This window comes from Pseudomonas wadenswilerensis (assembly GCF_024749185.1).
In the GTDB taxonomy this organism is placed as follows: domain Bacteria; phylum Pseudomonadota; class Gammaproteobacteria; order Pseudomonadales; family Pseudomonadaceae; genus Aquipseudomonas; species Aquipseudomonas wadenswilerensis.
In genome coordinates this window covers 3,453,192-3,479,162 of sequence record NZ_CP087191.1, presented here as the reverse complement: position 1 = coordinate 3,479,162, position 25,971 = coordinate 3,453,192, and the positions used below count along the sequence as shown (strand labels likewise).

The following is a 25,971-nucleotide window of genomic DNA, read 5'->3' as shown; positions in this document are numbered from 1 at the left end:
ATCGCGGGGCCTGTGGGAGCGGGCTTGCCCCGCGATCGTCCTAAGGTGCTGGCTGCACTGGCAACGCCGCATGCGCCTTTAGCTCTTCCTCGATGAAGGCCGCGATCATCGCCCGATAAACCCGCTCGACCACGTCACCGGGCGCGCCAGATTCCGTGGCCAGGGCGCGCACTTTGGTGATCACCTGTTCGACCCGCGCCGGGGCGCGGACGTCGTCGCGGGTTTTCTTGAACGCCGCCGCCTGGTTGACCAGGTTGCCGCGCCGGGCGAGCAGGGCGACCAGTTCGCGGTCGATGCGATCAATGTGCTCGCGAACTTCTTCAATCGATGTGCAGCGTACGTCCATGTGAACCCCTTCCCGTTGACAGCGTGGCAGTGGCCGGCTGATTTCCAGTAGTATGCCTGAACGGACTCTGGCCCCTGAAGTGTGGGGCCGACAGCCAGGAAGGTATCGTGACTCTACAACTGCAAATCCAGCACATTTTCAGCGGCCTGGCCTTCGCCAGGCCGCTTTTCTATACCTACCCGCAAGGCCTGCGCTTCGAGCTGGCCGAAGGCGGTAGCGACATCGAACGGTTTCTGCTGGCGGTCAGCAAGGCAACCACGGTGTGCCGCGACCTGTTTGCCGGTGAGCAATCGATGGTGGTGTGCCTGCGCGTGCACTCCAACGGTAACGGTTTTGCCCACCGCGATGTGTTGCGCGACCTGCGTGCCGCCGGTATTCGCATCCCCGCCCAGCGCTCGCTGTGGAGCCAGCGGCTGGACCCGGACGACTGGTTCGAAGAGCATCAGCCCGAGTACTGGCTGCACCTCGCCTTCGAGGCGCCACTGTCGCTGCTGCAACCGGTGCTCTGGTGCGCATTGGCCGATAATCCGGGGACCATTCGCCCGAGCCCTTGCTGCGGTGTCTACCTGTTCAACCTCAACCAGCGGCTGATGGCCTTGCCCTATGACGATCGGGGCATGGATGTGGTGGGCCCCAACCACGACGTGCTCTCGCTGTTGTACCGCCAGCACCAGCCGTGGCTGCTGGACTACGACCGCGAGCGCATGGACGCGACTTTCGCCACCGTCCTGCATTGACTCACTGCAGCGACTCGATTTTCCAGCGCCAGGTGCCCAGCGGGTTGTCTTCTCGGGTACGGACGAACACGCCATAGTCGCTCAGGTAGCTGTAGCCTTCGACCCAACGGTTGCCGCGTGGGCTCTGCCAGGTGCAGGTCAACGGCTTGGCGCTGCCCTGCAGGGCCGGGTGCAAGGTGCTGGCCGGTCGCGCCTTGCCGACCTGGCAGTGGGTGGTGCGGGTAATGCTCGCGGTTTGCCCGGCATAGCTGATGGTGTAGCTCAGTTGCGCATGGGCGGGCAGGGTTTGCCAGGCGCCGGTGAATGACAGCGCGGTCAAGCTGTCGCTGGCGTCCTGTTCCTGCCCGGTCATGATGTCGATACCGCGTGCGGCCAGATCGAACAGGCCGCGAAAGCTCAGTTGCAGCTGTTGCGCTATCGTCGGGTCCACGGCCTGTAGCAACAACTGGCCGGAGCGGCTGTCTTTGCTGAGGAACACCTGGCGCGGCCTGTCGACGGTAGCGTTCCCGTCGGTCAGCTTCGCCTCGTAGCGATAGTCCAGCCTGTGCAGGGTCAGGCGTGGCGCCGGCAGCTCCAGGGCGGCGATGGCCGCAAGCACTTCAGGCCTGGCCCTGGGCGGCAGGAACGGCGGCGGCAACGGCGTACGGGCTTTGAGCGGCGCAAGCTTGGCAAGCTCGGCCGGCGGTTGGCAGGCGGCGTTGAACAACTGCTGATAGTACAGCGGGGCCTGCCGGTAGAACGCGCTGAAGGGCTGCGACTTGAGCCGGGTGCTGTCTACGCGGTTGTCGTTGTCGAGGAAGAACTGGCTTTGCCGGCTGATGAGCTGGCGCTCGCAATAAAACGCCAGGTGCTCGCGGCTGTGCAGGGCCATCACCGCGTGGCCGTATTGCATCGGATAGCGGTGGCGCTGGATGCCGGTCCAGGCGTAGGTAATGCCGCCCTCATGCTGCAGGCTGTTTAGGTCGATCAGCAGCCAGTCCTGATCCGCGTCCAGGTTCAGGGCTCGCCAGTCGGGGGCCTGACGCTGGTGCATGGGCAGGTGGCCGTCGCCTGTCGGCTCGGTCTCGCCACCTGCTGGGATGAGACTGCAAGCGGCCAGGGTGAACACACCGAGGCCCGCAGCAAGCGGCTTGAGGACGAAGCGGGCGAAGGCATCCATGCGCATGAGCTCTAGGGTCAAAGCGCGGAGTGTACCGAATGCCTGCGCCAAGCTGTATGCCTGGCGCTATCCCTCGGTACGCCAGATCTGTGGCCAATGGGCGGTATCGACACTGTCGCACCAGCTCATCCGGCTGAATGCCTTGAGCTGCATCACCGCGCCGTCATAGCGCCAGGTTGCATTGGCGCCGCAGTAGCGCCCTCCCGGCTGCAACTGGGTCAGCTCGCCGCGGGCCGGGTCGAACTTGAAAAAGCCATACATCTCGCCGCCCAGTACATCATGTTTGGGGACCGAGATGTGCAGCGCGGTGGGTTGATAGGGCGCTGTTCGCAAGGCGCGGTAGTAGCTGTACATGCAGCCCTGGGTCCCACAGCCGTAACGCAGGCCTACCAGCACATGGGTCGCGTCCAGCGGCGAGACCTCGGCTTCGGCTTGCCAGTTGTCATGCTCGGGTTCGCTCCACTCAAGCCGGGTGATGGCAATGACTGCGTCAGCGATGGCTTGTTGCTCGGCGTCGCTCAAGCCTGGCGCCGGGGTGAAGGGGGCAAGCATGGGCGTCGGCGGTGCTGGCGGCAGTTGACTGTCTGGCCGCGTGCCGGGGTTTACAAAGGCGCTGGGGTGACCGATACGTCCTTGCAGCGAATCGATAAACAGCAAGGATGCACTCAGGCCCTGCAGCGATACCGGGTGCTGGCCGTTGGTAGTGTCCAAGGTCAGGGTCTGGCCGTTGCGCAGTTGGCGCAACAACCGTACCGCGACGTCGCCTTTTGCGTGATAGCGCATTTGCCCTTGGGAGCCTGGGCGAAATCCCGTTGGCGCCGGGCCGCCGTCGACCAGCAGCCTGGCGCCCAGGTCGACACTGGCGTCGGTGAACAGGGTCAAGGCGGTGGCACCTTCGGCCCCGGCTTCGCGCACAAGCTCAAGGCCCACGCCCTGATCGACACTACGTGAAACGGCGGTACAGCGCAGGGTGTTGTCGCAGCCCACGACCCATTCCTTGAACTGCTTGAGCACCGGCTCCGGTTCGGGCGCGGCCAGGGTCAGGGCGGGCAGGAGCATCAAGGGCAGCCAGTTCCATCTTGCGTCAACCATTGGGTTTCAATCCTGCGGGGTAAGCGAACGTGCGTTTTGGCCGCGCATCATCGCAGAAGCCTGGCCAACTTCAAGCCGTTGCCGATGAGAACTCCGAGGCTGGCGTGCTATCCAACGGGTATGACACGGGAGGTAACTGCAATGAACAGCCATGACCGCGACAAGCCCGCCAACGAGACGGACAAGCCTGCTGAAGACAACGACCCTGCCAACCGGCCGATCACCCCGACCACCCATCGTACCCAGGCAGACGCCGCCGAAGAGCTCAGCCGCAAGATCGCCGAGATTGAACGCAAGGTGGCTGATGGCAATTAACTATCATCCTTGTATATAGAACGAAGGGCCGCAATGGCCCTTCGCTTACTTCAAACTCATATAATCGCTGAGTTTATTTGCACATGGTGTAACTGCCCTGATGGGCGCCGCCTTTGTACAAGTCAAAGCGGTAACCGGCGCCAGCGCCGAAGTTGTAGGAACCACCGGTCAGTGTCCAGGAGCCTGCGCTGACGGAAAATCCGCCGCTTACCTGGTCTACTTCCTGATCGTCCAGCACCCGCAGGGCGGCTGGCGTGGCGGTGGTCATGTCGATGTTTTGGGCATGGGTCATGAGATAGTTACCTCGTTGATACAGTGGGTTCGTCCTAGGTTGATCCCCCCCAGGAGAGGGCCTGGGCGCAACGTATTACTCATTTTAAAAATGAGAGACCGATCACAGTTTTAATTGCAGTTGTTCGCTGTTTCGATCCCCGGACAAGTTAGTGATGCCCCGGATCAAAGTGCAATAGTACAAGTGTGCTAGTGCCTGCGGATTAATCCGCCGTTATGCTGCTACGGACTCAGCTGAATGGTCTGTTCAGTGTTATTAACGTTATCCGCCGGGTCATGGATTGGCATGTTATTCAGGAGCGAAGCCGTGCATGCACGGCGTGACAAGGAGTTGGGCAGTGTGCTGCTGGTGGCGCCCGTGCCCCTGCGCTGGGCGGCACTTGCTGCGCTGCTGTTCAGCGTGTTGTTGATTGTGTTTCTGGCCTGCGCCACCTATACCCGCCGCGCCACCGTGACCGGCGTGCTGGTGCCCCAGGGTGGCCTGATCAAGGTATTTGCGCCACAGCCGGGAGTTGTCCAAGACCTTGCCGCAGCCGAGGGGCAGACCGTTGCCGCGGGCGCTACGCTGATGGCGCTGGGCAGTGACCTGTACGCCGAGGCCGGTGGTGCGCACGTCGCCATCAGCCGCTTGATCAAGCGCCGTAACGACAGCCTGACAGACGAAATCGCTACCACCCGCGCGCTGCACCTGCAGGAGCTGGAGGGCAAGCGCCGACGCCTGGCGGTGCTGGAAAGCGAGCAGCAGAAAATCGTCACGCAAATGGACATCAGCCGCCAGCGCCTGGGGCTAGCCCAGGGTATTGCCGCGCGCTATGCCGACCTGCAACGTCAGGACTATGTGTCCCGCGACCAGTTGCAGGAAAAGCAGGATGCCGTGCTGGAAGTGCGCCTGCGTAGCGAGGAACTGAGCCGTTCGTTGTTGTCGTTGCGTAACGATATCGCGACCTTGCGCGCCGAACTTGCCGAGTTGCCGTTCAACCAGGGCAAGCAACTGGCCGAGCTTGAGCGGCGCTTGTCGGAGAGCCAGGGCAGCCTGCTGGAAAGCGAAGTCAAACGCCAGGTGGTGATTACCGCGCCGGCCAGTGGTGAGGTGACGGCCGTTGGCGTGGTCAATGGCACCCGCGCCGACAGCAACCGGCCGTTGCTGAGCATCGTGCCCACGGATGCCCAGCTGTATGCCGAACTCTATGTGCCCAGCCGTGCGGCGGGCTTCGTACGTGCCGGCGATGCGGTGCTGCTGCGCTATCAGGCCTATCCCTACCAGCACTTCGGCCTGGCCCGCGGCACGGTAGCGTCGGTGTCACGCAGCGCGCTGCCGGCCGATGAAATCATGAGCGTGGGCGGCGTCTCCGAGCAGCAGCGCGAGCTGGGCCCGATGTACCGGGTCAGGGTCACCCTCGAACAACAAAGCATGCTCGGGCGCGGGCTGAACGAGCGCTTGCGTTCGGGCATGCAACTGGACGCAGACATCCTGCAGGAAAACATGCCCCTCTACGAGTGGCTGCTTGAACCCCTGCGCGGCATAGGGAAACGCCTTTGAACATTCGCCAACCGCTGGCTTTCGGCATCGGCCGCAAGCTGCCCATGGTGCTCCAGGCCGAAGCCGCCGAGTGCGGCCAGGCCTGTCTGGCGATGATCGCCGGCTTCCACGGCCAGCGCCACGACCTGTTCTCGCTGCGCCAGAAACTGTCGCCGTCGATGAAGGGCGCAACCCTCAAGCAGTTGATGGCCATGGCCAGCCAGTTGGGCCTGGCCAGCCGGCCGTTGCGTCTGGAGTTGCAAGCGCTGGGGCAATTGCGCTTGCCCTGTGTGCTGCACTGGAACTTCAACCACTTCGTGGTGCTCAAGGAGGTCGGCCCGCGCGGGGTGACCCTGCACGATCCGGGGCGCGGCGTTTGCCAACTGTCGTTCGATGAAGTCTCGGCAGCCTTCACCGGCGTGGCCCTGGAGTTGTGGCCACAGAGCGATTTCCAGCCGGGGCCGGCCAACCCGCCGCTGCGGTTGCGTCAGTTGCTGGGCCGGGTGCAAGGCTTTGGCGGGGTACTGAGCCATGTGCTGTTGCTGGCGGCGGCGCTGGAGCTGTGCATGGTGCTCAGCCCGTTTTTTTTGCAAACGGTGATCGACAAGGTGCTGGTCAGCGCCGACCTGGACCTGCTGGCGGTGCTGGCGATCGGCTTCGGCCTGTTGCTGGTAATGCAGCAAACCCTGGCGCTGGGCCGTTCCTGGGCATTGATGTACCTGGGCACCATGCTCAGCGCGCAATGGCAGATCAACGTCTTCAGCCACCTGGTGCGCTTACCCGTGGCCTTCTTCGAGCGCCGCCACCTGGGCGATATCGTCTCGCGCTTTGGCTCGTTGAAATCGATCCAGCACACCCTGACCACCTCGTTTGTCGAAGCCCTGCTCGACGGCCTGATGACCCTGGTGACCCTCGGCCTGATGTTCGCCTACAGCCCGCCGTTGGCACTGATCGCGCTGCTGGCCATGGTTGTCTATGCGCTGGCCCGCTGGGCCTGGTTCGGCCCGTTGCGCCGCGCCAGCGAAGAGCAACTGGTGCATGCCGCCCGGCAGCAGAGCTACTTTCTGGAAAGCATGCGCGGGGTGCGCACCATCAAGTTGTTCGGCCATCAGGAGCAACGCGCCAGCGCCTGGGGCAGCCTGTTGGTCGAGGAAATCAACGCCGGTTTGCGCCCGCAAAAGCTGGAGCTGGCCTACCGTGCCTTCAATGGCCTGCTGTTCGGCCTGGTGACCGTGCTGGTGATCTGGCTCGGCGCCAGGCTGGTGCTCGATGGCCAGTTCAGCGCCGGCATGCTGATTGCCTTCAACGCCTACAAGGAGCAGTTCAACAGCCGTGTGGCCGGGCTGATCGACAAGCTGGTGGATGTGCTGATGCTGCGCCTGCATGGCGAGCGCCTGGCCGATATCCTCCTGCAGGTGCCCGAGCCCAGGCAGTCCCCGTCCGTTGACGACAATGACGCCGTCGACAGCGTGCCGAGCCTGGAAGTGCGCCAGCTCAAGTTCCGTTATTCCGAGCACGAGCCCTATGTGCTCGATGACGTGTCGGTGCGTATCGAAGCCGGGGACTCGCTGGCGATTGTCGGCCCTTCGGGTGGCGGCAAGACCACCTTGCTCAACGTCATGCTCGGCATTCTGGCCCCCAGCAGCGGCAGCGTGCTGCTCGACGGTGTTGCCATCGATAGCCATAACCTGGAGCGGCTGCGACGGGTCAGCGCCACGGTGCTGCAGGATGATGTGCTGTTTGCCGGCTCGATTGCCGACAACATCAGTTTTTTCAGCGCCGAGGCCAACCCGCGCTGGGTCGAGCAGTGCGCGCGCATGGCGGCGGTGCATGACGACATCGCGCAGATGCCCATGGCCTACAACACCCTGGTGGGCGACATGGGCACGGTGCTGTCGGGTGGGCAGAAGCAACGCATCCTGCTGGCCCGGGCGCTGTACCGGCGGCCCAGGCTGCTGTTTCTCGACGAGGCCACCAGCCACCTCGACATCGCCAGGGAGGCGGCGGTCAACCATGCCCTGCAAGCGCTGAACATCACCCGCATCATTGTCGCCCATCGCCCCGATACCATTCGCTCGGCACGCCGGGTGCTGGCGCTGGACAACGGCCGAGTGGTCTATGACGGGCCGCTGATCGAGGCGGATGAGCAGGCGCCAGCCGAGCCAGGTGAAGTTGCCCGTGGTGCGGCGTCTTCGTCATGAACCACCACCTGCTGAGGTTGTGTCTGGCTGCCTTGCTGGCAGTCTGGAGGGTCGCGCCGGGCATGGCCGCCGAACCCCTCGATGCCTGCCCGGGCAGGTTAAGCCCGGCAGAGCCGCTGGCGTTGTCCAGTGCCGTGGCCATCGCCCTGTGCGCCGATCCTGAAGTGCGTGAAGCCTGGCTGTCGCAACTGAGCAGCCAGGCCAGCCTCGATGCCGAGTACTCGGCCTACTGGCCGACCGTGCAAGCCCAGGCCAGCAGCGGACGAGCAAGCCGCAAGACGCGCTTTGACAACTTTCCCGAAGCCGACTCGACCTTGAACACCCGCACCAACAGCTATGGCCTGAATCTGAGCTGGGTGCTGTATGACTTTGGCCTGCGGGCGGCGAAAGTCGAGGGCGCCCGCCAGTTGTTGAACGCTGCCAGCAGCAGTCGCGTGGAGAAAATCCAGGCCACGGTGCTCGACACCAGCAAAGCCTTCTACCAGGTCCAGGCCAACGCCGCGTTGCTCGAAGCCAAGCGCAGCGCCGAATCCCTGGCGGCCAACAGCCTCAAGGCGGCAACAGCCAAGTACCAGGCCGGGGCCGGCGAGCAGACCGACCGTCTGCAGGCCCAGGCCACTCACGACCAGGCGCAACTCGAACGGGTGCTGGCCGAGGGTGAATACGCGGCGGCCCAGGGTGCCCTGGCCAGTGCCCTCGGGCTGTCACCCTCGGCACCGCTGACGCTCAGCGCCATGAACGAGCCGGCGGGGCAGGAGGGCGAGTTCATGGCCAGTGTCGATGCCCTGATGGCGCAGGCCAAGGCCCAGCATCCGGCCATCGAAAAGGCCCGCGCGGATTGGTTCGCCACGCGCGCCAAGGCGGATGAAGCGCGTGCCGAAGGGCGCCCGAAGGTGTCGCTGTTCAGCAGCTACCAGCAGGAGGACACGCCGATCGACCAGGTGTCGACGCGTCAGCAGATCGAGACCTGGAGCGTGGGTGTACAGATCACCGTGCCGATCTTCGACGGCTTCCTCAGCCGTCGTCGTGCCCGCGCCGCCGACTACGAAGCCGGCGCCCGCGAGCAGGCGCTGGAGCAGACCGAACGCAGCGTCGCTCTCAACGTCTGGAAAAGCCGCCAGGCCCTGGATGCGCGCACCCGCGCCCTGGCGCTCAGCCGCAGCTTCGTCGCCAGTGCCGGACAATCCCATCAGGTCGCGTTGGGGCGCTACAAGGCCGGGGTGGGCAGCATTATCGAACTGCTCAGGGCGCAGAATGAACTGGCCATCGCCGAGCAGCGGCGAGTGGAGTCGCTGGTCAACTGGTACACCGCCAGGTTGCAACTGGCGGCGGACCTGGGGCAGTTGAATGGCGCGTTGTGAACCCCGCGCTAGCAGTAACGCCCTTGGGCCGCATCCAGCGCATTGAGCAGGTGCTCTTCGGCGATTGAGTATTGCTCCAGATCCTCTGCAGGCAGCGCCTCCGGCGCCTGGCCCTCGTCGCTTTCAACCAGCAGCAGGGGCAGTTGCTGTTGCCGGAAGAAGGCGAGGATGTCGCGAATGTCCTGATCGCGCTGGACATGATCATTGCCATAGAGTTCGGCGCTGAAGAAACAGCCCTGGGCGCCGCTGGCCAGCAGTTGGCGTGCGCCGCTGATCGACATCTTCAAGCGTTGATGCAGAAATTTGGCGATTTCCAGGTCACTGCTGGGTGAGGCGCAGGCAATGCTGATTCTGGTCATGCTGTATAAATCCTCACGTATGTCCGCTGTCTTCCTGACTAGAATCAACCTGCCATTCACCAACCGTGGAGAACCAGGATGAGCCATAAAACGACCCTCTGCCTCTGGTACGACGGCACCGCACTGGAGGCTGCGACCTTTTACGCGCAAACCTTCCCCGACAGCAAGGTCGGTGCGGTGCACCGGGCGCCGGGCGACTTCCCCTCAGGCAAGGAGGGGGATGTGCTGACCGTGGAGTTTACCGTGTTGGGCATCCCCTGCGTGGGGCTCAACGGTGGCCCGATGTTCCAGCATAACGAGGCGTTCTCGTTCCAGGTCGCGACCGAAGACCAGGCGGAAACCGATCGCTTGTGGAATGCCATTGTCGGCAATGGCGGCCAGGAAAGCGCCTGCGGCTGGTGCAAGGACAAGTGGGGGCTGTCGTGGCAGATCTCGCCACGGGTGCTGGTCGAGGCGGTGACCAGCCCAGACCGCGCCGCGGCCAAGCGCGCCTTCGAGGCGATGATGGGAATGCGCAAGATTGATATTGCGGTGATTGAGGCGGCAGTCAGGGGTTGAACTGTGGGAGCTGGCTTGCCAGCGATCGAGCGCGCAGCGGTCGTAGCCCGGTCAGCACTTGATGTATTGACTGGACTGGCCTCATCGCTGGCAAGCCAGCTCCCACAGGGATCCTGTTGCAGCTAACCGCTGTGCCCTCAAAAACCCAGGGTCGCTGACACCAGGTAGGTCCGCGGCGTCGACAGGGTCAGCCCCGCCTCACTGTCATCCGAGGCACCCGCCGAAGCCCAGTAGCGGTCGTCCAGCACGTTCTCGACACTGGCGCGCAGGGTGATGTCCTTGTCATCGACCTTGAAGGCATAGCGCGCACCGAGGTCGTAGCGCTCCCAGCCGTCGATCTGCTTGCTGTTGGCCTGGTCCAGGTATTGTGAGCTGGAATGCAGGCCACGAGCCGTCAGGGTCAGGCCGGCGAGGGCAGGCACGTCATACTCGGCGCCCAGGCTGACGTTGTACTCCGGTGTTGCCGGGGCGCGGTTGCCGTCGAAGCTGCCGCCGACGGTGTCGGTCAGTTCGCTGTCGATGTACATCACCCCACCCAGCAAGCGAAAGCCCCTGAGCGGCTCGCCAAACACGTTGAGCTCGACGCCCTTGTTCTCGCGCTTGCCGTTGGGCCCGAACACCCGGGTAGTGGCGTTGGTCTCGTAGGCCGGCTGCTTGATGCGAAAGGCGCTGGCGGTCAGGGCGAAGCTGCCCAGGTCATACTTGGCGCCGACTTCCACCTGGCGGCTGATGAACGGCGCAAAGATCTGGTCTTCGTTGATCGAAGTCGACGGGGCGATCTTGCCCTGGCTCAGGCCTTCCATGTAGTTGGCATACAGCGAGAGCTGGTCGGTGAGTTTGAACAGGATGCCGCCCGAGGGCGAGAGCTTCTCCTCATCATAGGCAGTGTCGCCCTTGATGCCGTCGCTCCAGTCATCGACCTGGACCCGCTGCCAGCGCGCGCCCAGGGTCAGCAACAGGCGCTGGTCGAAAAAGCCCAGGGTGTCGGACAACGCCACGCCGCTGAAGCGGTTCTCGGTATAGACCTTGGGGTCCGAGCGCAGCAGGGTGCCGGGGGTGGGGGTAGGGCGCGGGTTGTAGAGGTTGCTCGGGCCGGCCGCATAACGCCCACCGCCGTTCTCGAAGTCCATGTAGAAATAGTTGGCCGCCAGGTTGACCTCGTGGCTCACCGGGCCGGTTTCGAACCAGTTGCGCAGGCCGGCGGTGGCGGTGCGCACGTTTTCGTCGCGGGTGAAGTCGCGCGGCTGGACGCTGAAGTCGCCGGCATCGTTGGAGACCGGCACGTTATGGCGGAGGAAGTCGTGGTTGCTCTTGCGCGCGCCGACCGCGCCGTAGGCCATCAGCGAGTCGTTGATGTCGTATTCGGCGTTCACTGTGCCGAAGGTATCGTTGGTGCGCGCCTTGCTCCAGGCCTGGGCGTAGTTGCGCCGCACCTCCTCGGCATCCGGCACCTTGGCATTGGCGCCAACGATCACCCGCTCCTGGGGCGCATCGGTGTTGCGCTCGGTATGGCCGATATCGGTGGACAGGCGCAGCCGCTCGCCACGAAAGTCCAGGCCGAGCACGGCCATCTCGCGGTCGACGCTCTGCTGGTCCCACTCGGTGTCGCCAGCTTGCTTGACGCCATTGAAGCGCAGGCCGAACTTGCCGTCCTCACCAAAGCGCCGGCCGATGTCCACGGCGCCGCCGAGCTGGCTGTCTGAGGCGTAGCTGCCGGTGAGCTCGGTGATCGGTTTGTCGCTGGCGCGCTTGGGCACCACGTTGATGCCGCCGCCGACGCTGCCCCGCGGCGAGATGCCGTTGATCAGTTGGCTGGGGCCTTTGATGATGTCGACGCGGTCGGCCATTTCCATGTCGATGGAATAGGTCGGCAGGATGCCATACAGGCCGTTGTAGGCCACATCGCTGTTGAACAGGCTGAAGCCGCGAATGGTGAATTGCTCGAAGCGCCCACCGGCGGGGTTGGTGGCGCGCACCGACGGGTCGCTGGCGATCAGGTCGCCGAGGGTCCGCGCCTGCTGGCCCTTGATCGCCTCGCTGGTATAGGTGGTCATGCTGAAGGGCGTTTCCATGAAGTCCCGCGAGCCCAGCAAGCCTTGCGAACCACGGCGGGCGACCTGGCCACCGGCATAGCGCTGGCCATCGTCGTCAGCACCGTTATGGGCCCCGAGGATGCTGGTCGGGGCGATTTCCACGGCGTCGCCACTTTGCGGGGCAGGCACCAAGGTGTAGGCGCCCGCAGCCACCGGTTGCAGTTGCAGGCCAGAGCCCTGCAGCAGCCGGGCAAAACCTTCATCCACACTGAAACTGCCATTCAGACCGGCACTGCGCCGGCCATTGACCAGGCCCGGGTCCACCGACAGGCTGACCCCGGCCTGGGCGGCGAAACGGGTCAGCGCCGCGCCCAGTTCGCCAGCCGGTACCTGGTAGCTGCGGGTGGCGCTGTCGGCCAGCGCCGCTAGCGGGGCCAACGACGCCAGGCCGAGCATCAGGCACAGGGTAGGGGACGAAAACGAAGACGCCAGGCGCGTTCGGTGGCGTGTCAGTGCGGGCATTGTTGCGCTCTCTTTTAGGTTCACATGCCCTTGATGACAAGCGAGCGAACAAAAGGGGACAGAGGTTTGCGCAAATAATGCCACGCATGACGAGGGCGGGTCTGCTCGCGGTTCAGGCCGGGACGTACGGGGCGTAGTCCAGGTAACCCTTGGCGCCGCCACCGTAGTAGGTGTCGCGATCCGGCGCGGTCAACGGCCAGCCGTTTTTCAGACGGGCAACCAGGTCGGGGTTGGCGATGAACGGCTGGCCAAAGCCCGCCAGGTCGATCAAGCCTGCGTCCACCAGGTCCTGGGCACGCTCCAGGGTCATGTCCCCGGCCAGGATCAGCGCGGTCTGGCCCAGTTGCGCCTTGCACTGCGCCAGCAGCTCACGCAGTGCCTGCTCCTGGGCCACCGCGCCTTCGCTGGCGAGGAAGAAGTGGGTCTGGTCCATCACATGCACATAGGCGATGCCGCGTTGACCCATGCCGGCGCAGAGGGCCGAGTAGGTCTCGTCGATTTGCGCGTAGATCGGCATGTCGAACAGCTGGCCGTACGGCGAGATGCGGATGCCGACCTTGTCGGCGCCGATGCGCCTGACGACGGCATCGACCACTTCAAAAACGAAGCGCAGGCGGTTTTCCAGGGTGTCTGCGGCGTAACGGTCGTTGCGGTCGTTGACCAGCGGGTTGAGGAACTGCTCGATCAAGTAACCGTTGGCGCCGTGGATTTCCACGCCGTCGAAGCCTGCGGCAATGGCGTTGGCGGCGGCCTGGGCGAAGTCTTCGACTACCCGGCCGACCTCTTCAGTGTTCAGCGGGCGCGGTGTCGAAGTCGAGACAAAGCCGGGCTCGCCGCTGTCGGTGTAGCCGAAGGCAATCGCGCCCTGGGCGACCTTGCTGGTGGCGCTGACCGGGGCCTGGCCATCGCGCTGGATCGAGGTGTGCGACACCCGGCCGACATGCCACAGCTGGGCAAAGATCTTACCGCCGACGCTGTGCACCGAGTCGGTCACCAGCTTCCAGCCCTGGACTTGCTGCTCGGTGAAAATGCCCGGGTTGAACAGGTAACCCTGGCCTTCGCGGGAAATTGGCGTGCCTTCGGAGACGATCAAACCGGCGGTGCCGCGTTGGGTGTAATGCAGGGCGATCTGTTCGGTGGCAATGTCTTCGGGGGCGCGTGAGCGAGTCATCGGCGCCATGACGAAACGGTTGCTCAGTTGCAGCGAGCCGAGGTCATAAGGGGCAAACAGGTCATTCATGAGTGGGGCCTCTCGGTGGGATGGCGCCATCCTAGGATCTTGCGAAAACAGCCACAATCAAGGCAAATTGCAAAACACTATTGCTGCTACAGCAATTTATGCCCCTATACTGGGCGGATTTCCCGTCGCAGGAGCCGCCCATGCACCTCAAAGCCCACCGCTTTTTCGCCATGGTGGCGGTAACCGGCAGCTTCTCCGCCACCGCCCGGCACTTTCAGGTGCCGGCCTCATCGGTGTCACGCTTCATCGCCGCGCTTGAGCGCGAGGTCGGGCAGCAGTTGCTGTACCGCAACACCCGCGCGGTCAAGTTGACTGACGCCGGCGAGCGCTATTACCTGCAGATTCGCGAAGTGCTGGAGCTGCTGGATGCCGCCGACGAATCGATCAGCGGCAAGACCGGCGACATTCGCGGCCTGGTGCGGATCAACGCGCCGGTGGCCTTCGCCCATTTGCACATCGTCCGGCTGCTCAATGGCTTGCATGAGCAGTACCCGGAGCTGACCGTTGAACTGACGGCCACCGATGCCTATATCGACCCGGTGCAGGAGGGCGCCGACATCACCTTCCGCGTCGGCCACCTGGAGGATTCGGGGCTGATCGGGCGGCAGATCTGCACCCAGCGGTATGTGCTGTGCGCAAGTCCCGATTACCTGCACAGATATGGCCAGCCGACGTCCGCGCAGGACCTGCGCCAGCACTGCTGCCTGGTCTACAAAGGCACCGGCGGGGCGCAGCGCTGGCACTTGCGCCGCCCGGGCAGCGATACCGTTGAAGTGGTCGACGTGCACGGGCCGCTGCGCAGCAACAATGCCCAGGTGCTGGTCGAGGCGGCCCTGGCCGGGCGGGGTATCGTGTTCTTTCCGTCCTGGCTGTTCAGCAAGCACAGCTTTACCAGCAAGGCCCTGGTGCAACTGTTGCCCGACTGGGAAGGCGCCGTGGAGGCGACGCCGAGCCAGATCCACCTGCTGTCACCGGAAAACCGCCTGCGCTCGCAGAAGGTGCGGCGGGTGTGGGACTACTTTCTCGACGCCATCGGCACGCCGCCGTACTGGGATGACCTGGGCGCTTGAGTCAACCCTTGGCGCGCCAGGTCACCGGCCAATAGTCCTCGTTGATGCTGTCGCAGCGCCACATGGTCCGGCGGTCCTTGAGCTGCATGGCCGTACCGTCGTATTGCCAGATCGAGCTATCGCCGCAGTCCTTGCCCATCTCGCGGAAAATCTTCAACTGGCCGCTGACCGGGTTGAAGCTGATCTGCCCGTACAGTTCAGGGGCAACATCAGCCTCGGGGGCCGCTTTGAGCTCAAGCGGCGTCGCCTGGTAAGGCGCCGTGCGCGAGACGCGGTAGAGGCTGTGGTTGCAGCCGTCCTCGGCGCAGCCGTAACGCAGGCGCACCAGGGCGTGGGTCGGGTCCAGAGAGTAAACCTCGGCCTGGGCCTGCCAGTTTTGATGAGGCGCGGCGCTCAACTCGTCTTTGCTCAGGGCAATCATGTAGTCGCCGATGGCCTGTTGCTCGGCCTCGCTCAAGGCCGGCGCCAGGGTGAAGCGTGGCAGCTTGGGAATGGCCGGGGCCGGCGGCACCCGGCTGTCCGCCTGGTAGCCGGGGCGCACGAAGGCACTGGGGTGGCCGATGCGGCCTTGCACCGAATCCATCAGCAACAAGGCGGCACTCAAGCCCTGCAGCGATACCCGGCGTTCGCCAAAGTTGCTGTTGGAACTCAGGGTGTCGCTGTTGCGCAGCTCGCGCAGCTTCTCAACGGCGGCGTCGTTTTCCAGGTAATAGTACTCACGGCCCTTCGAGCCGTATTTCCAGGGTTCGGTGGGGCGGCCATCGAGGTGAAATTCGTAACGCAGGGCGAAGTCGTCGTAGCTGATCGCGCTGAGCCGGGTGCTGCCCTTGGCACCGGCTTCGCGAACGATGTACAGGCCCATCCCCGGATTGTCGGTGCTGCCCGATACGGCGGTGCAGCGGCGGGTGTTGTCGCAGGCCACGCGCCAGTCCTGGAACACCCGGGTCAGTGGCACCGGTTCCGGTGTTGCGGCCTGGGTCAGGGCGGGTAACAGGGTAAGGGCCAGCCAGGTCCATCTTGCTGAAAACATCGTGGGTTGATCCTGCGGTGTCGATGAAGGGCGGCATGATCGCACCTTGGTGGTAGTCTGGCAGCTGTTTAGGGGCAATCAGCGCAGGAAGCCTTGTGATCTCCATCCGTCCCGTTTTACCCCATGAATGGCCAACCTACCGCGACCTGCGCCTGCAGGCATTGCAGGACTCGCCGGATGCGTTTGGCAGCACCTTCGCAGCAGAGTCGCAACGAACCGATGAAAACTGGGCGGCGCGGATTGCGGCGGCCCATGCCAGCGGCAAAGACCGGGCGTTTTTCGCGGTTAATGGCGACGTGGTATGCGGGCTGGTCTGGTGCAAATTGTCCGCCGCCGAGCCGGGTGTGGCTGACATCTATCAGATGTGGGTCGACCCGGCTGCGCGCGGCCTGGGCGCTGGCGGTGCCTTGCTCAAGGCGGCATTGGACTGGGCTACCAGCGTTGCGGTGCGCCGGGTTGGCCTGGGCGTGACCCTCGCCGATAGCCCGGCGATGCGCTTGTACCAGGCCCATGGCTTCCAGCCGGTCGGCGCGCCGGAGCCACTGCGCGAGGGTTCCAGCCTGATGTCGCAGGGGATGCAGCGACAGCTGAGCGCTTAATCCTCGAAGCGCCCTGAAGGGTCGCGATCCCGTTCATAGTGCTTGCTGAGCGGGAAGGGCGGCAGCCAGGACTCGCGGCGGATGGTCCAGCTTTCGTAGGTGGGCGTGAGCAGGTCCGGGGCATCCAGCGAGCCGAGGTTCACTTCGACTTCATCGCCTGAGCGGGCGAACACCGACGAGCCGCAACGGGGGCAAAAATAGCGCCCGGCGTAGTCACGGGTTTCGCCTTCGATGCTGAGCGCATCCTCGGGGAAGATCGCCGAAGCATGAAACAGCGCGCCGTGGTGTTTGCGGCAGTCCAGGCAGTGACAAAGGCCGACCCGATAGGGACGTCCCGAGGCTGCAAATCGCACGTTGCCGCACAGGCAACCGCCGGTGAAGTGGTCCATGGTGCGTCTCCTGTTGTGTGTTCGTGGCATGGTGTGGGAGAAACTGCCCTTGGTGGGCGCGGGCCTTACCAGCGATGAGGCCGGTACGGCCAGCACATCAGCTGCTGGCCGAACTACGACCGCTACGCGCTCGATCGCCGGCAAGTCCGGCTCCCACAGGGTTGGGTGCATGCAGGGCCAGAGTGGGAGCGGGCTTGCCCCGCGATGCGATGTGGCTGACACAATGCTGTTGCGGGGCAAGCCCGCTCCTGCAAAGTCAGTAGCCGGTCATCTCCAGGTAGCCCTTGCCGCTCACACTTCCATTAAAGCGCACCGGCCCCTCCCAGTACGGAAAGCGCGTAGACATCCATGCGTTCGGCTCCAGTGCATCGACCTGCACATCCACGTCATGCGCCGGCACCTGCACGCGCCAGCGGGTAGGCACCTCGCGGCCGTTTTCCTGCTTGCTCCAGGCCAGCTCCTGCAGCTGGATCTGCTCACCCTGCAGTGCCTGGGCGCTACCCTCGGCACTGATCCAGGTACCTGCGCGGTAAGGTGTGCCTTGGGTCTCGCGCACGCGAAACAGCATCAGTTTGGCGCCGCTGTCCAGGTGCAGGGAAAACCAGTCCCAACCCGACTGCCCGGCCGCCAGGGGCTGGCTGCTCCACTCGCGGTCGAGCCAGGCGTTGCCGGTGACCGTCAGGCGTTGGCCGTCGCGTTCCACCTCGCCGCTGACCTGGTAGAACGGCTGGCTGTAATAGTACGACGCCTGGCCCTTGCCGGATTTTTCGCTGTAGCCCCGGGCGCCATGCAGCACCAGCGGGCCGGGGCTGACCAGGTTCAGGCGGTAGGCAAAGCCCTTGCCGCTTGCGGTCATCTGCAAGTGGCTGATGTCGTCACTGCCTTGCAGTGACCAATCGTTGATCCAGGCCCGGAATGGCTGGGCTTCGACCCCCGCCTGGCCTATACCGCCCCGAGCCAGGCTTTCGCTGACCTGATGGCCGCCGGGGCCGGTCAGTGCCGCATGGCCCATCCACAGGTTCGGGCTGTCCCAGTCGCTAGTTTCCGGGCCCGCTCGCAGGGCCGAGCGGAACAGCGTCCACTGCGCGCCCCAGTCACGCCCCTGGCGATCCCTGAGGTTGGCGGTGACGTACCACCACTCGATGCGAAAGCCATTGTGGGCAGCGTGGTCGAGGGGGAACACCAGCGGATGATTGCGCGTCACCTGCTTGAAGGCCGCAGCGTCCTGACCCAACCCGGCAAAACTTTTGGGCACTGGCGCAGGCGGGTCACATCCGCCCAGCAGCAACAGGCCGATCAACACGCAGACGTTAAATTTCATCGGCAAATTGCCTCAACAGCTCGCTGGGCTGGCGTCGCGCCAGTTGCCACAGCGGCCAGGCGCTGGCCAGCAGGCTGGTCAACAGGCCGAGCACCGCCAGCTGCAGCAGTTGCGCGGCAAATACATGCAGCGGCAGGCGCCAGCCGAAGGCCTGGACATTCACCACCGCCACCAGGCACCAGGCCAGCAACAGCCCCAGGGGGATTGCCAACAGCACGGTCAGGCTGCTCAGCATCAGGGTCTGTCCCAGCGACAACCACACCAGTTGCGTTCGCCGCACGCCCAACGCCCAGAGCGGTGCCAACTGGCCCAGGCGGCTCTGGCTCAAGGTCAGCAGGCTGATGAACAAGGCGATGCCCGCCACCCCCAGGGTCAGGCTGTTGAGCGCCGTGGTGGCGGCGAAGGTGCGGCTGAAGATCTCGCTGGACCAGCGCTTCAAGGTGGCTTGCTCGACCACGCGGCTGTCGTCCAGGGCGAAGCGTTGTTGCAAGTCGGCCTTCAGCGCCGCAACGCGATCGGGCGCAAGGTTCAGGCTGATATTGCTCAGCTTCGCCTGCGCCAGGTGCCCGCGCAGCCAGTCGGCATTGACCAGCAGGTGGCCCTTGGGGTTGCCATAGTCGGCATAGAGGCCTACGACGGTCATGGCTTGATTGGCTAACTGCAGCTTGTCGCCCAGGTGCAAGTTCAGGCGCCGGGCCAGTTGCTCACTGAGCATAACTGCCCGCCCGCTGGCCAGTTGCGCCCAGGCCTGCGGGCTTTGTTCCAGCAATGGCCAGCGCGCGGGGTAGGCGGGGTGATCGATGATGCCCTGGACCTGCACCGGCCACTGTTGCAAGCGTATTTCTGCACGCCAGCTGGGCAACAGTGTAGTGACGGCCGGTTGCCGGGCGAGCCAGTCGCTGATTTGCAGGGCTTGTGTCGTGTCCTGCGGGGTGAGGTAAAGATCGGCTGAAAGGCGCTGGTCGAGCCAACCGCTGAAGGTCTTGCGAAAGCCCTCGGTCATGCTGCCCACGCCGACGCTGGCGGCCAAGGCCAACAACAGCGCCATCAGCGCCAGGCTCAGCGCGGGGAGCTGCTGGCGGCTGTCGGCGATAAACCATTCCTTCAGCGGGCCGTGGCACACGCGTGCCAGCCAGGCCAGTGTGCCGTCGAGCAGGGCGGGCAGCAGCAACGCTGCCGCCAACAACAGCGCCGCAAGCAGGATCAAGGCGCTGGTCAGGCTGTTGCCCCATTGCCAGCAACCCAGCGCAACCACCAGCAAAAATGCCGCTACCAGTGCCTGACGGTGCAACCAGGGCCCTTGAGCCAGGCGCCAGGCCTGCGGCTGGGCCAGGGCCAGCAGCGGCAAACGGGCGGCGCGCAGCACGCTGCTGGCGCCGGCCAGCAAGGCGCCAAGCACGCTCACCACGATCCCTGCCAGCCACCACCAGGCCGGCAGGCTCAGTTGCCCGGCAACCTGCGCGCCGTACAGGCCACGCAAGCTGGCGGCGACATCGGGCAGCAACAAGGCGGCGAGCCCATACCCGCTGGCGACCCCGGCCAGGCCGCCGAGTACGGCGAAAACGCCTAGCTCCAGCGCCAGGCCGAGCAACAGGGTTTTCAGGCTGATGCCGCAGGCGCGCAGGTTGCGAATCAGGCCACGGCGCTGTTCGAGGGCCAGGCCGATGGCGGCGTGGGCAATGAATAGCCCGACGACGAAGGCCAGCAGGCCGAGGGCGGTGAGGTTGAGGTGAAAGCTGTCGGTCAGGCGCTGCAGGTCGCCGTCGTCGCTGGGCGCTTGCAGGGTCAGGCGCTCGGCGATCTCTGCCGGCAAGGGCCTGGCCTCATCGCTCGACAGTAATCGCGACAGTTGCCCCGAAGCGTGCAGCAACGCTTGTGCATGGCCGATATCCACGACAATCACGCCCGGTGCCAACTGTGGCTGCACAACCAACGGCGGCAATCTCTGGCCGTCACTGCTGGTCGCTTGCCCGGCAGCATCCACAGCCAGTTGCCGCAGGGTATCGGGGCCAATCCAGGCTTGCCCGGGCGTGCCAATGAATGCCTGCAAGTCGAACCCTTGCAACGGGGTGCCGGCGACGGTCATTGCCGGTGGCAGGCTCAGCGGCTCGATACCGATCAAGCGTACCGTCAGCGGCTGCTCCCCGGCGAAGCGCAAGCGGCCTTCCAGCACCGGCGATACCTGCCAACCGAGCTTGCGCAGTTGCAGATACAGCGATTGCTCGAAGCGTTCACCGCTGCGGGCCACCAGCTGCGCTTGCGCGGGGCCGGTCAACACCGCGCTGGCGCGGGCGTAGTCGGCCCGGGCCTGACTGTTGAGCGCCTGTACCCCGGTCCATAGCGCGGTGGCCAGCCACAAGCCGGTAAAGATACTGAAAAACTGCAAGCGATGGCGCCGCCAGTGGCTGAGCAGCGCCTGCAAGGCAATCAGCAGCGGGCTCATCAGCGCGCCTCGACCTGCACACGCCCGGCGCGCAGGACGCAGCGCTGCTCAAGACGCGCAGCCAGGCGCGGGCTGTGGGTCACCATCAGCAGGCTGCTGCCGGCCTCGCCGACCAGCTGCAGCATCAGCGCCAGCACTTCATCGCTGGTGGCCTCGTCGAGGCTGCCGGTGGGTTCGTCGGCCAGCACCAGCGCCGGGCGGGCGGCCAGCGCCCGGCCAATGGCGACCCGCTGCTGCTGGCCGCCGGACAACTGCTCCGGGTAACGCGGCAACAGGCTGGCGAGGCCCAGGCGGGTTGTCAGGTAATCCAGCCACTGGCGGTCAAGCCGCGCCGCTAGCCTGGCCTGAAAGGCAAGATTGGCCGCCACGTCGAGGCTGCTGATCAGGTTGTACTGCTGGAACACCAGGCCCATGCCGTGCCGGCGCCAGCGTGACAAGGCTGACTCCGAATGACCGTCGAGGGCCTGGCCATCGATCAGGATGCGCCCGCGGTCGGCGCGATCGAGGCCGGCGACCAGGTGCAGCAGGGTGCTTTTGCCGCTGCCGGACTCGCCCATCAACGCCAGGCTGCCGCCCTGGGCCAACTGCAAGTCGACGCCCTGCAAAACCGCTAGCGGGCCTTGGGCGGTGCTGAAGGACTTGTACAGTTGTTCGATGACCAGCATTGGCTGGGGGTTCCTTGCGAAGGCCCATCTGGTGCGGGGCTGCGGTTGTTGCGCAGATCCGCCACCCACAGTTTAGCTTTCGCCGCCGATCCGGGGCGGCCAAGGATCGACAGTAAGAGTGCGGCACATCGGTCATGACGCCCAGCGTTGTGCCGACCGGTTGATTGACCTCTTCTAGCGATGGCTTGTCGCCTCCCGGTCAATGCGCGAAAAGCGCTTTCAGCAAGCATTGACCGGGGGGCGCGGCAGCCAACCTTCAGCCCTTTTTAGCGGCTGCCAGAAAGTGCGCAACCAGCGCATTGGCATGGCCATGGCCCATGCCATGTTCGGCCTTGAGCCAGGCCACCATCTCCATATGCTTCCTGGCGCTGACTGAGCCGAGCAGCGTCAGCCAGTGGCTTATGGGTTGCCCGTACTTCTTCTCGATCGAAGGGAAGTACGAGGCGGGTCCTTTTACTTTTTGCTCCTCACTCATGATCCAGGCTCCTTTCAAGCGAATTGACTGGCAGTGTCGCCTCAGCCACCAACAACAATGACTGCGGCACGGCGCTTTGCGGATGTTGCGGCTCTTGCAAACCGACCCATTTGAAACCCGCCATGTCCAGCGCATTGAACCAGCTGGACAGGGTGCGCAGGTACCAGGGCATGGGTTGCCACTGGCCCTGGAAACCGGCGAAGTCCTCCTTGCGCCAGCCATCCTGGTAGACCTCTGCGGCTGCCGTCCACGGGTGCAGGGTCTGGATCACCAGGGCACCGCCAGGGGCGAGCAGGGCGTTCATGGCGGCGAGCAGGGGGATGATGTCCTGGTGCAGCAGGGCGAAATTGGCGCAGATCACATGGTAGTTGCTGCCGATATCCACCTTTGCGTCTGCCAATGCCTGGTAGCTGGCCAGATGCACCGATGAATTGCCTGCCGCTCGTGCGGCCTCGACCAGCGTCGGGTCGCCATCCACCCCCACGGCCTCGATGCCCCGTTCGGCCAGCGCCCGCAACAGCCAACCTTCGCCGCAGCCCAGGTCGAGCACGCGCTCGGGCTGGCGGCAGAGCACGGCCAGCAGAATTGCCTGGTCGGTGACCTTGAGGCGGCTTTCGATGGCGCCGCTACGGACGGCCTCTATCCAGGCGCGGGCATTGTGTTGCCAGCTCTGCAGAAGTTCGGCATCGGGGGTGGCCATGGCGCTGTCCGGGGTGGAGTTGCCCACAAGGATAGGACAACTATGGAGGACCTTCGACGAACATTTGCGTCAGTAAGCGCAGCAGGCTTGCCCCGTGATCAAGGCAACGCCGGTTGACACACCAGCGGCACGCGCTCGTAGTTCAGTGCCGGGTTGCGCTCGGGGAGCGCGTAGGACGTCGTGCATTGCTGGTCATTCCATTTGATCAGGAGCGTGGCCGAATCCTTTTCGACCAGGGCCAGGGCGTTGCCGCCAGGGTCAGAGATTGCCAGCTGTTTGCCAGCTTGGTCTTCAACCGAGGCGCCGAACGGGATGCGCTGGTGCTGAGCATCGAACAGCTCGAATTGCACCCGTCTGCCGCTCTTGCTGGCGTAGCGGGCCAGCACCACGGCACCGCGCCTTGGCACCACTTGCCGGGTGGCGTTGTCCATCTCGATGTCGGCGCCCAGGTCGCGGGTATCCAGGCTGATCCAGTTGACCCGATAGGGTTGCGCGTTCGGCACCACGGCAAAGCCGTTGGCGCCGGTTTGCGCGCCGCTGTAACTGCCGATCTTGACCCCTGCAACACCGGGAACTTCAGCCAGGGCGAAGGTTTCACCCACCGTCTGGCCAAGGTTGATGCCGCCGGCATGGGCGACGACGGAACCGGCCAGGTTGAGGTTTTGCGAGTTGTAGCCACGTCCCTGGCTGTAGCCGACACCGATATCGGCAACGCTGGTGCGGGTGGTGATGTTGGCTGAAGCCGAGCTGCCGCCAGTGCTGCTGTTGCCGCCTTGCAGCGAGTAGTAAGTGTCGCTGTCTTGCGACAGGTAGCCGTTGATGCCAACTTGCGTGCTGTCGCTGTTCTTCTGGGTGCTGGCCGAGACGAAGGCGCGCGGCGCCCGGGGCTTGGAGCCCAGCGGGAAGGACACGGACAGGTTGACCAGGGTGTCATTGTTCGAGGGGCCGTAATCACCGACATCTTTGCTGTAGGTGGCGCCAAGGTTGTAGCTCAGCTCACCCCAATAGTTGCTGTAACCGGCGGACAGGCTCTGGGAACCGCCCCGGCCCCAATAGCGCTGATCGCTGGCATTGAGGTAGACGCTGCCATATTGCTGGTTGCGGCCGAGGCTCTGGTTGATGGTGAGGTCGGTACGGGTTTTCGAGTTGCCGGTACGCTTGGGGCTATCGGTATCGAGCTCTTCGACATGGTTGGTCAGGGTCCGGTAGCCCTCGGTCGAGTAACGGTAGGCGGCCAGGGTGAAGCTGGTGTCGGTACCGGTGAAGGTTTTCGCGTACAGCGCCCGCAGGCTATTGCCCCGGACCGACTGGCCCGGGGTACGGCTGGAGGAGTGGGTCAGGTCGACCGAGACCGCGCCAATGGCAGTGTTGCGCCCGGCACCGAGTGCCAGCGCCTGGAAGTTGTCGCTGGCCTGGACGCCGACGATGCCACTCAGGTTGCTGCTGATGCCATAGGCCAGGGTACTGCTGACAAATTTCGGCGACGCCAGGCCCTCGCTGTTGCTGTTGTACTTGCCCGCCGAGACGCTGTACTTCAGCTGGCCTTCACGAACCATGATCGGCAAGCTGGAGAACGCCTGCACGCTAACCCGACGACTGCCATCGGCCTCGATGATGGTCACTTGCAGGTCACCGTTCGAGCCGCTGGGATAGATATCACTGATTTCAAACGGGCCCGGCGGTACGTTGGCGGTGTAGAGGATGTAGTTGTTCTGGCGGATCTCGACCGTGGCGCTGGTTTGCGCCACGCCGCGGATGATCGGCGCGTAGCCGCGCTCGCTGTCGGCGCGCATGCCTTCGTCCGAGGCCAGTTTCAGGCCGCGATAGCGCACGCTGTCGAACAGGTCGGCGTCGGAGAAGATATCGCCGGCACTGAATTGCCCCTTCAACGCGGTCACATCATGCTGAACGTAGCTGCGGTTGCTCTTGAACTTGTTGGGCTGATCGGTACTGCTGCTGAAGTTCGACTCATTACGCAGTCGCCAGGCGCCCAGGTTGATACCGTTGCGCAGGCCCAGATTGTTGGACAGCGTGGTGGCGGTGTCCGTACTGTTGCGGTTGCTGCTCAACTGGTAATTGATGAACGCCGCCGATACGCCGTCATCCCACAGCGCCGGGTCGACATACCCGCGCATGCCGCGTTGCATGGCGACTTGCGGCACGCTCACCATCAAGCGCAGCCGGCTGACGTCATAGCGCTGGGTGGCTTTGTCGATCAGCGCGGACAGGTCGTAGCAGGCCTCTGGCTCAGCCGGGGTGAGCTTGTTCGTGGCTTCCAGCTTTTTCATGTCGATGCCCAGTTGCCGGAGCAGGTCCAGGGTCAGGCAGGCCTCGACTTTGCCGGTGCTGGGTGTGCGCCGGAATTCAATATCACGACGGCCTACCAGTACTTCGTTGCTGTAAAGGTCGACCCGGTAGTTACCCGGTAGCACGCTGTTGGCCGAGAGTAGCAATTGCAGGTCCACCGACGACTGGGCGCCCTGGAGGAACGAGGTGTTGAACTGTTCCTGCTCAATATCGCTGGCTGCGGGGGTGGCTGCGCCCGCTGTCGTGGGCAGGCATGAGACGATGGCGATGAGCAGGGGGCAAAGGGTCGACGGGTGTAATAGGGTGGGGGGCGTTGCCGGTCGCTTTGGCTGGTTTACGCCATGATCGTGTTTGCTGCCAGTGAGTAAAGACATGCAAATAACCTATATCACCCCCGATACGAGTAACGGTGCGGAGCGAAGTAAAGTGCGGTGGAAGTACGATGAATAGTCAAACCGGTGGCTCAAGGTGACGCTTTCGTCAGGCTGGCCTTTGTTGCCGTGGCATTGACAAGTTGCGTGGTGTAATGCTCTTGGGCGCCATAATCGTTAATACTGGTGAATGACAAGTTTGCCGTGCCGGCTGCGTTGAGTTGCTTTACCGCTAACTCTTTGTGTTCACCCGGGGCGATCATCATGGAATCAACGACGATTTCCGTTGATTGGCCGGATTGCAGTTTTATATCCCCCATGGACACGTGGTAGAGGCCGGGGTTATCAATCCCCAGGACGGTTTTCCCTGCGCGCTCGCGCAATTGCCATTGCAGTTCTGTGGGGGCCAGATAGGCGTTGGCGGTCAGGCCTGATGGGCGAAAGAACACTTTGATGCGCTGGCGAACCGCGAGCTGCAAGGTGTTTTCGGTTTTTGCCGCCTGGGGGATTTCCTGGACGTTGAGCCAGACCACAGACTCTTTATCCGACGGCATGCCGGTGCCTTCATAGATCACCCGCAACAACTGCTGCTCGTTGCCGGTGACCCGCGCCAGGGGCGGCGTAACCGCGAACGGCACTGGCGTCGAGTCAGGGCCATCGCTGTCGACCCAAGACTGGATCAGCACGTCATCACCGGTGTTGCGCACGGTAATGCCGGCCTCTTTGTGCTTGCCATCAAAGACCAGGCGAGTGCCGCTCAAAGAGATGCCGGCCGAGGCCTGGGCAACCGCGAGCATGCCGAGGATGCCCAGGCAGAAGGAAAGGGGTTGACGAACCAACATGATAATTACCGCGTCATTGCCAAGAA

24 protein-coding genes are annotated in these 25,971 nt (G+C 64.2%); 8 read left to right on the top strand and 16 right to left on the bottom strand.

Going from position 1 to position 25,971, the window contains the following annotated elements:
* Positions 1-40: 40 nt before the first annotated feature.
* Positions 41-346 carry a chorismate mutase gene (locus tag LOY45_RS15900; RefSeq protein ID WP_258577988.1) on the bottom strand — a complete coding sequence of 102 codons (306 nt, stop codon included), beginning with the start codon at positions 344-346 and terminating at the stop codon, positions 41-43.
* Positions 347-453: 107 nt separating this feature from the next.
* Between LOY45_RS15900 and LOY45_RS15895 the strand changes: the two genes are divergently transcribed.
* Positions 454-1,083, top strand: a complete 630-nt coding sequence (locus LOY45_RS15895) for a DUF3885 domain-containing protein (protein ID WP_115087069.1) — start codon at positions 454-456, stop codon at positions 1,081-1,083.
* A gap of 1 nt (position 1,084) precedes the next feature.
* Here the strand turns inward: LOY45_RS15895 and LOY45_RS15890 are convergent, their stop codons facing one another.
* Both LOY45_RS15890 and LOY45_RS15885 read right to left on the bottom strand, forming a co-directional pair.
* Positions 1,085-2,242 carry a hypothetical protein gene (locus tag LOY45_RS15890; protein ID WP_258577987.1) on the bottom strand — a complete coding sequence of 386 codons (1,158 nt, stop codon included), beginning with the start codon at positions 2,240-2,242 and terminating at the stop codon, positions 1,085-1,087.
* Positions 2,243-2,308: 66 nt separating this feature from the next.
* The gene (locus LOY45_RS15885; RefSeq protein ID WP_258577986.1) at positions 2,309-3,334 is read right to left on the bottom strand and encodes a DUF1176 domain-containing protein; all 1,026 of its coding nucleotides are present in this window, start codon (positions 3,332-3,334) and stop codon (positions 2,309-2,311) included.
* A 141-nt stretch (positions 3,335-3,475) separates the two neighbouring features.
* On the opposite strand from LOY45_RS15885, the gene LOY45_RS15880 reads away from it, so the two are divergent.
* On the top strand, positions 3,476-3,649 hold the full coding sequence (locus LOY45_RS15880) for a hypothetical protein (RefSeq protein ID WP_166675674.1): 174 nt from the start codon (positions 3,476-3,478) through the stop codon (positions 3,647-3,649).
* A gap of 73 nt (positions 3,650-3,722) precedes the next feature.
* On the opposite strand, the gene LOY45_RS15875 is transcribed toward LOY45_RS15880, so the two are convergent.
* Complete coding sequence (locus tag LOY45_RS15875) at positions 3,723-3,941, bottom strand: hypothetical protein (RefSeq protein ID WP_115087066.1); 219 nt, start codon at positions 3,939-3,941, stop codon at positions 3,723-3,725.
* Positions 3,942-4,226: 285 nt separating this feature from the next.
* Between LOY45_RS15875 and LOY45_RS15870 the strand changes: the two genes are divergently transcribed.
* From LOY45_RS15870 to LOY45_RS15860, 3 genes are read left to right on the top strand one after another with little or no spacing between them, the layout of a single operon-like run.
* Positions 4,227-5,480 (top strand): HlyD family secretion protein, encoded by a 1,254-nt coding sequence (locus LOY45_RS15870; protein ID WP_258577985.1) that lies wholly within the window; start codon positions 4,227-4,229, stop codon positions 5,478-5,480.
* Between the two features lie 44 nt (positions 5,481-5,524).
* Entirely contained in the window at positions 5,525-7,660 is a 2,136-nt protein-coding gene (locus LOY45_RS15865; protein ID WP_420832723.1) for a peptidase domain-containing ABC transporter, read from the top strand.
* Positions 7,657-9,021 carry a TolC family protein gene (locus tag LOY45_RS15860; RefSeq protein ID WP_115087064.1) on the top strand — a complete coding sequence of 455 codons (1,365 nt, stop codon included), beginning with the start codon at positions 7,657-7,659 and terminating at the stop codon, positions 9,019-9,021. The genes LOY45_RS15865 and LOY45_RS15860 overlap by 4 nt, the downstream gene beginning before the upstream one ends.
* An 8-nt stretch (positions 9,022-9,029) precedes the next feature.
* Here the strand turns inward: LOY45_RS15860 and LOY45_RS15855 are convergent, their stop codons facing one another.
* Entirely contained in the window at positions 9,030-9,380 is a 351-nt protein-coding gene (locus tag LOY45_RS15855; RefSeq protein ID WP_115087063.1) for a hypothetical protein, read from the bottom strand.
* 78 nt (positions 9,381-9,458) lie between these two features.
* On the opposite strand from LOY45_RS15855, the gene LOY45_RS15850 reads away from it, so the two are divergent.
* Positions 9,459-9,938, top strand: a complete 480-nt coding sequence (locus tag LOY45_RS15850) for a VOC family protein (protein WP_115087062.1) — start codon at positions 9,459-9,461, stop codon at positions 9,936-9,938.
* A gap of 137 nt (positions 9,939-10,075) precedes the next feature.
* Here LOY45_RS15850 and LOY45_RS15845 read toward each other — a convergent pair whose 3' ends face one another.
* A complete protein-coding gene (locus LOY45_RS15845) occupies positions 10,076-12,493 on the bottom strand; it encodes a TonB-dependent receptor (RefSeq protein WP_258577983.1) in 2,418 nt (805 codons plus the stop codon).
* 112 nt (positions 12,494-12,605) lie between these two features.
* Entirely contained in the window at positions 12,606-13,733 is a 1,128-nt protein-coding gene (locus tag LOY45_RS15840) for an alkene reductase (protein WP_115087060.1), read from the bottom strand.
* A gap of 140 nt (positions 13,734-13,873) precedes the next feature.
* On the opposite strand from LOY45_RS15840, the gene LOY45_RS15835 reads away from it, so the two are divergent.
* Positions 13,874-14,803, top strand: coding sequence for a LysR family transcriptional regulator (locus LOY45_RS15835; protein WP_010225615.1), 930 nt, complete (start codon positions 13,874-13,876; stop codon positions 14,801-14,803).
* A gap of 1 nt (position 14,804) precedes the next feature.
* On the opposite strand, the gene LOY45_RS15830 is transcribed toward LOY45_RS15835, so the two are convergent.
* Positions 14,805-15,833: a DUF1176 domain-containing protein gene (locus LOY45_RS15830; RefSeq protein ID WP_258577982.1), complete on the bottom strand. Its 1,029-nt coding sequence runs from the start codon at positions 15,831-15,833 to the stop codon at positions 14,805-14,807.
* Positions 15,834-15,928: 95 nt separating this feature from the next.
* On the opposite strand from LOY45_RS15830, the gene LOY45_RS15825 reads away from it, so the two are divergent.
* Positions 15,929-16,432 carry a GNAT family N-acetyltransferase gene (locus LOY45_RS15825; protein WP_258577981.1) on the top strand — a complete coding sequence of 168 codons (504 nt, stop codon included), beginning with the start codon at positions 15,929-15,931 and terminating at the stop codon, positions 16,430-16,432.
* On the opposite strand, the gene LOY45_RS15820 is transcribed toward LOY45_RS15825, so the two are convergent.
* From LOY45_RS15820 to LOY45_RS15785, 8 genes are all read right to left on the bottom strand, one after another.
* Positions 16,429-16,821 carry a GFA family protein gene (locus LOY45_RS15820; protein WP_258577980.1) on the bottom strand — a complete coding sequence of 131 codons (393 nt, stop codon included), beginning with the start codon at positions 16,819-16,821 and terminating at the stop codon, positions 16,429-16,431. The genes LOY45_RS15825 and LOY45_RS15820 overlap by 4 nt on opposite strands.
* 256 nt (positions 16,822-17,077) lie before the next feature.
* Complete coding sequence (locus tag LOY45_RS15815) at positions 17,078-18,142, bottom strand: lipocalin-like domain-containing protein (RefSeq protein WP_115087054.1); 1,065 nt, start codon at positions 18,140-18,142, stop codon at positions 17,078-17,080.
* Positions 18,132-20,585 (bottom strand): ABC transporter permease, encoded by a 2,454-nt coding sequence (locus LOY45_RS15810; protein WP_258577979.1) that lies wholly within the window; start codon positions 20,583-20,585, stop codon positions 18,132-18,134. Before LOY45_RS15810 ends, LOY45_RS15815 begins: the two co-directional genes overlap by 11 nt.
* Positions 20,585-21,250, bottom strand: a complete 666-nt coding sequence (locus tag LOY45_RS15805; protein ID WP_115087052.1) for an ABC transporter ATP-binding protein — start codon at positions 21,248-21,250, stop codon at positions 20,585-20,587. Before LOY45_RS15805 ends, LOY45_RS15810 begins: the two co-directional genes overlap by 1 nt.
* A gap of 256 nt (positions 21,251-21,506) precedes the next feature.
* Positions 21,507-21,725 carry a DUF4287 domain-containing protein gene (locus LOY45_RS15800; RefSeq protein WP_115087051.1) on the bottom strand — a complete coding sequence of 73 codons (219 nt, stop codon included), beginning with the start codon at positions 21,723-21,725 and terminating at the stop codon, positions 21,507-21,509.
* Positions 21,718-22,425, bottom strand: coding sequence for a class I SAM-dependent methyltransferase (locus LOY45_RS15795; protein WP_115087050.1), 708 nt, complete (start codon positions 22,423-22,425; stop codon positions 21,718-21,720). Before LOY45_RS15795 ends, LOY45_RS15800 begins: the two co-directional genes overlap by 8 nt.
* A gap of 98 nt (positions 22,426-22,523) precedes the next feature.
* Entirely contained in the window at positions 22,524-25,106 is a 2,583-nt protein-coding gene (locus tag LOY45_RS15790) for a fimbria/pilus outer membrane usher protein (protein ID WP_258577978.1), read from the bottom strand.
* 89 nt (positions 25,107-25,195) lie between these two features.
* Complete coding sequence (locus LOY45_RS15785; protein ID WP_115087048.1) at positions 25,196-25,945, bottom strand: fimbrial biogenesis chaperone; 750 nt, start codon at positions 25,943-25,945, stop codon at positions 25,196-25,198.
* Positions 25,946-25,971 lie beyond the last annotated feature (26 nt).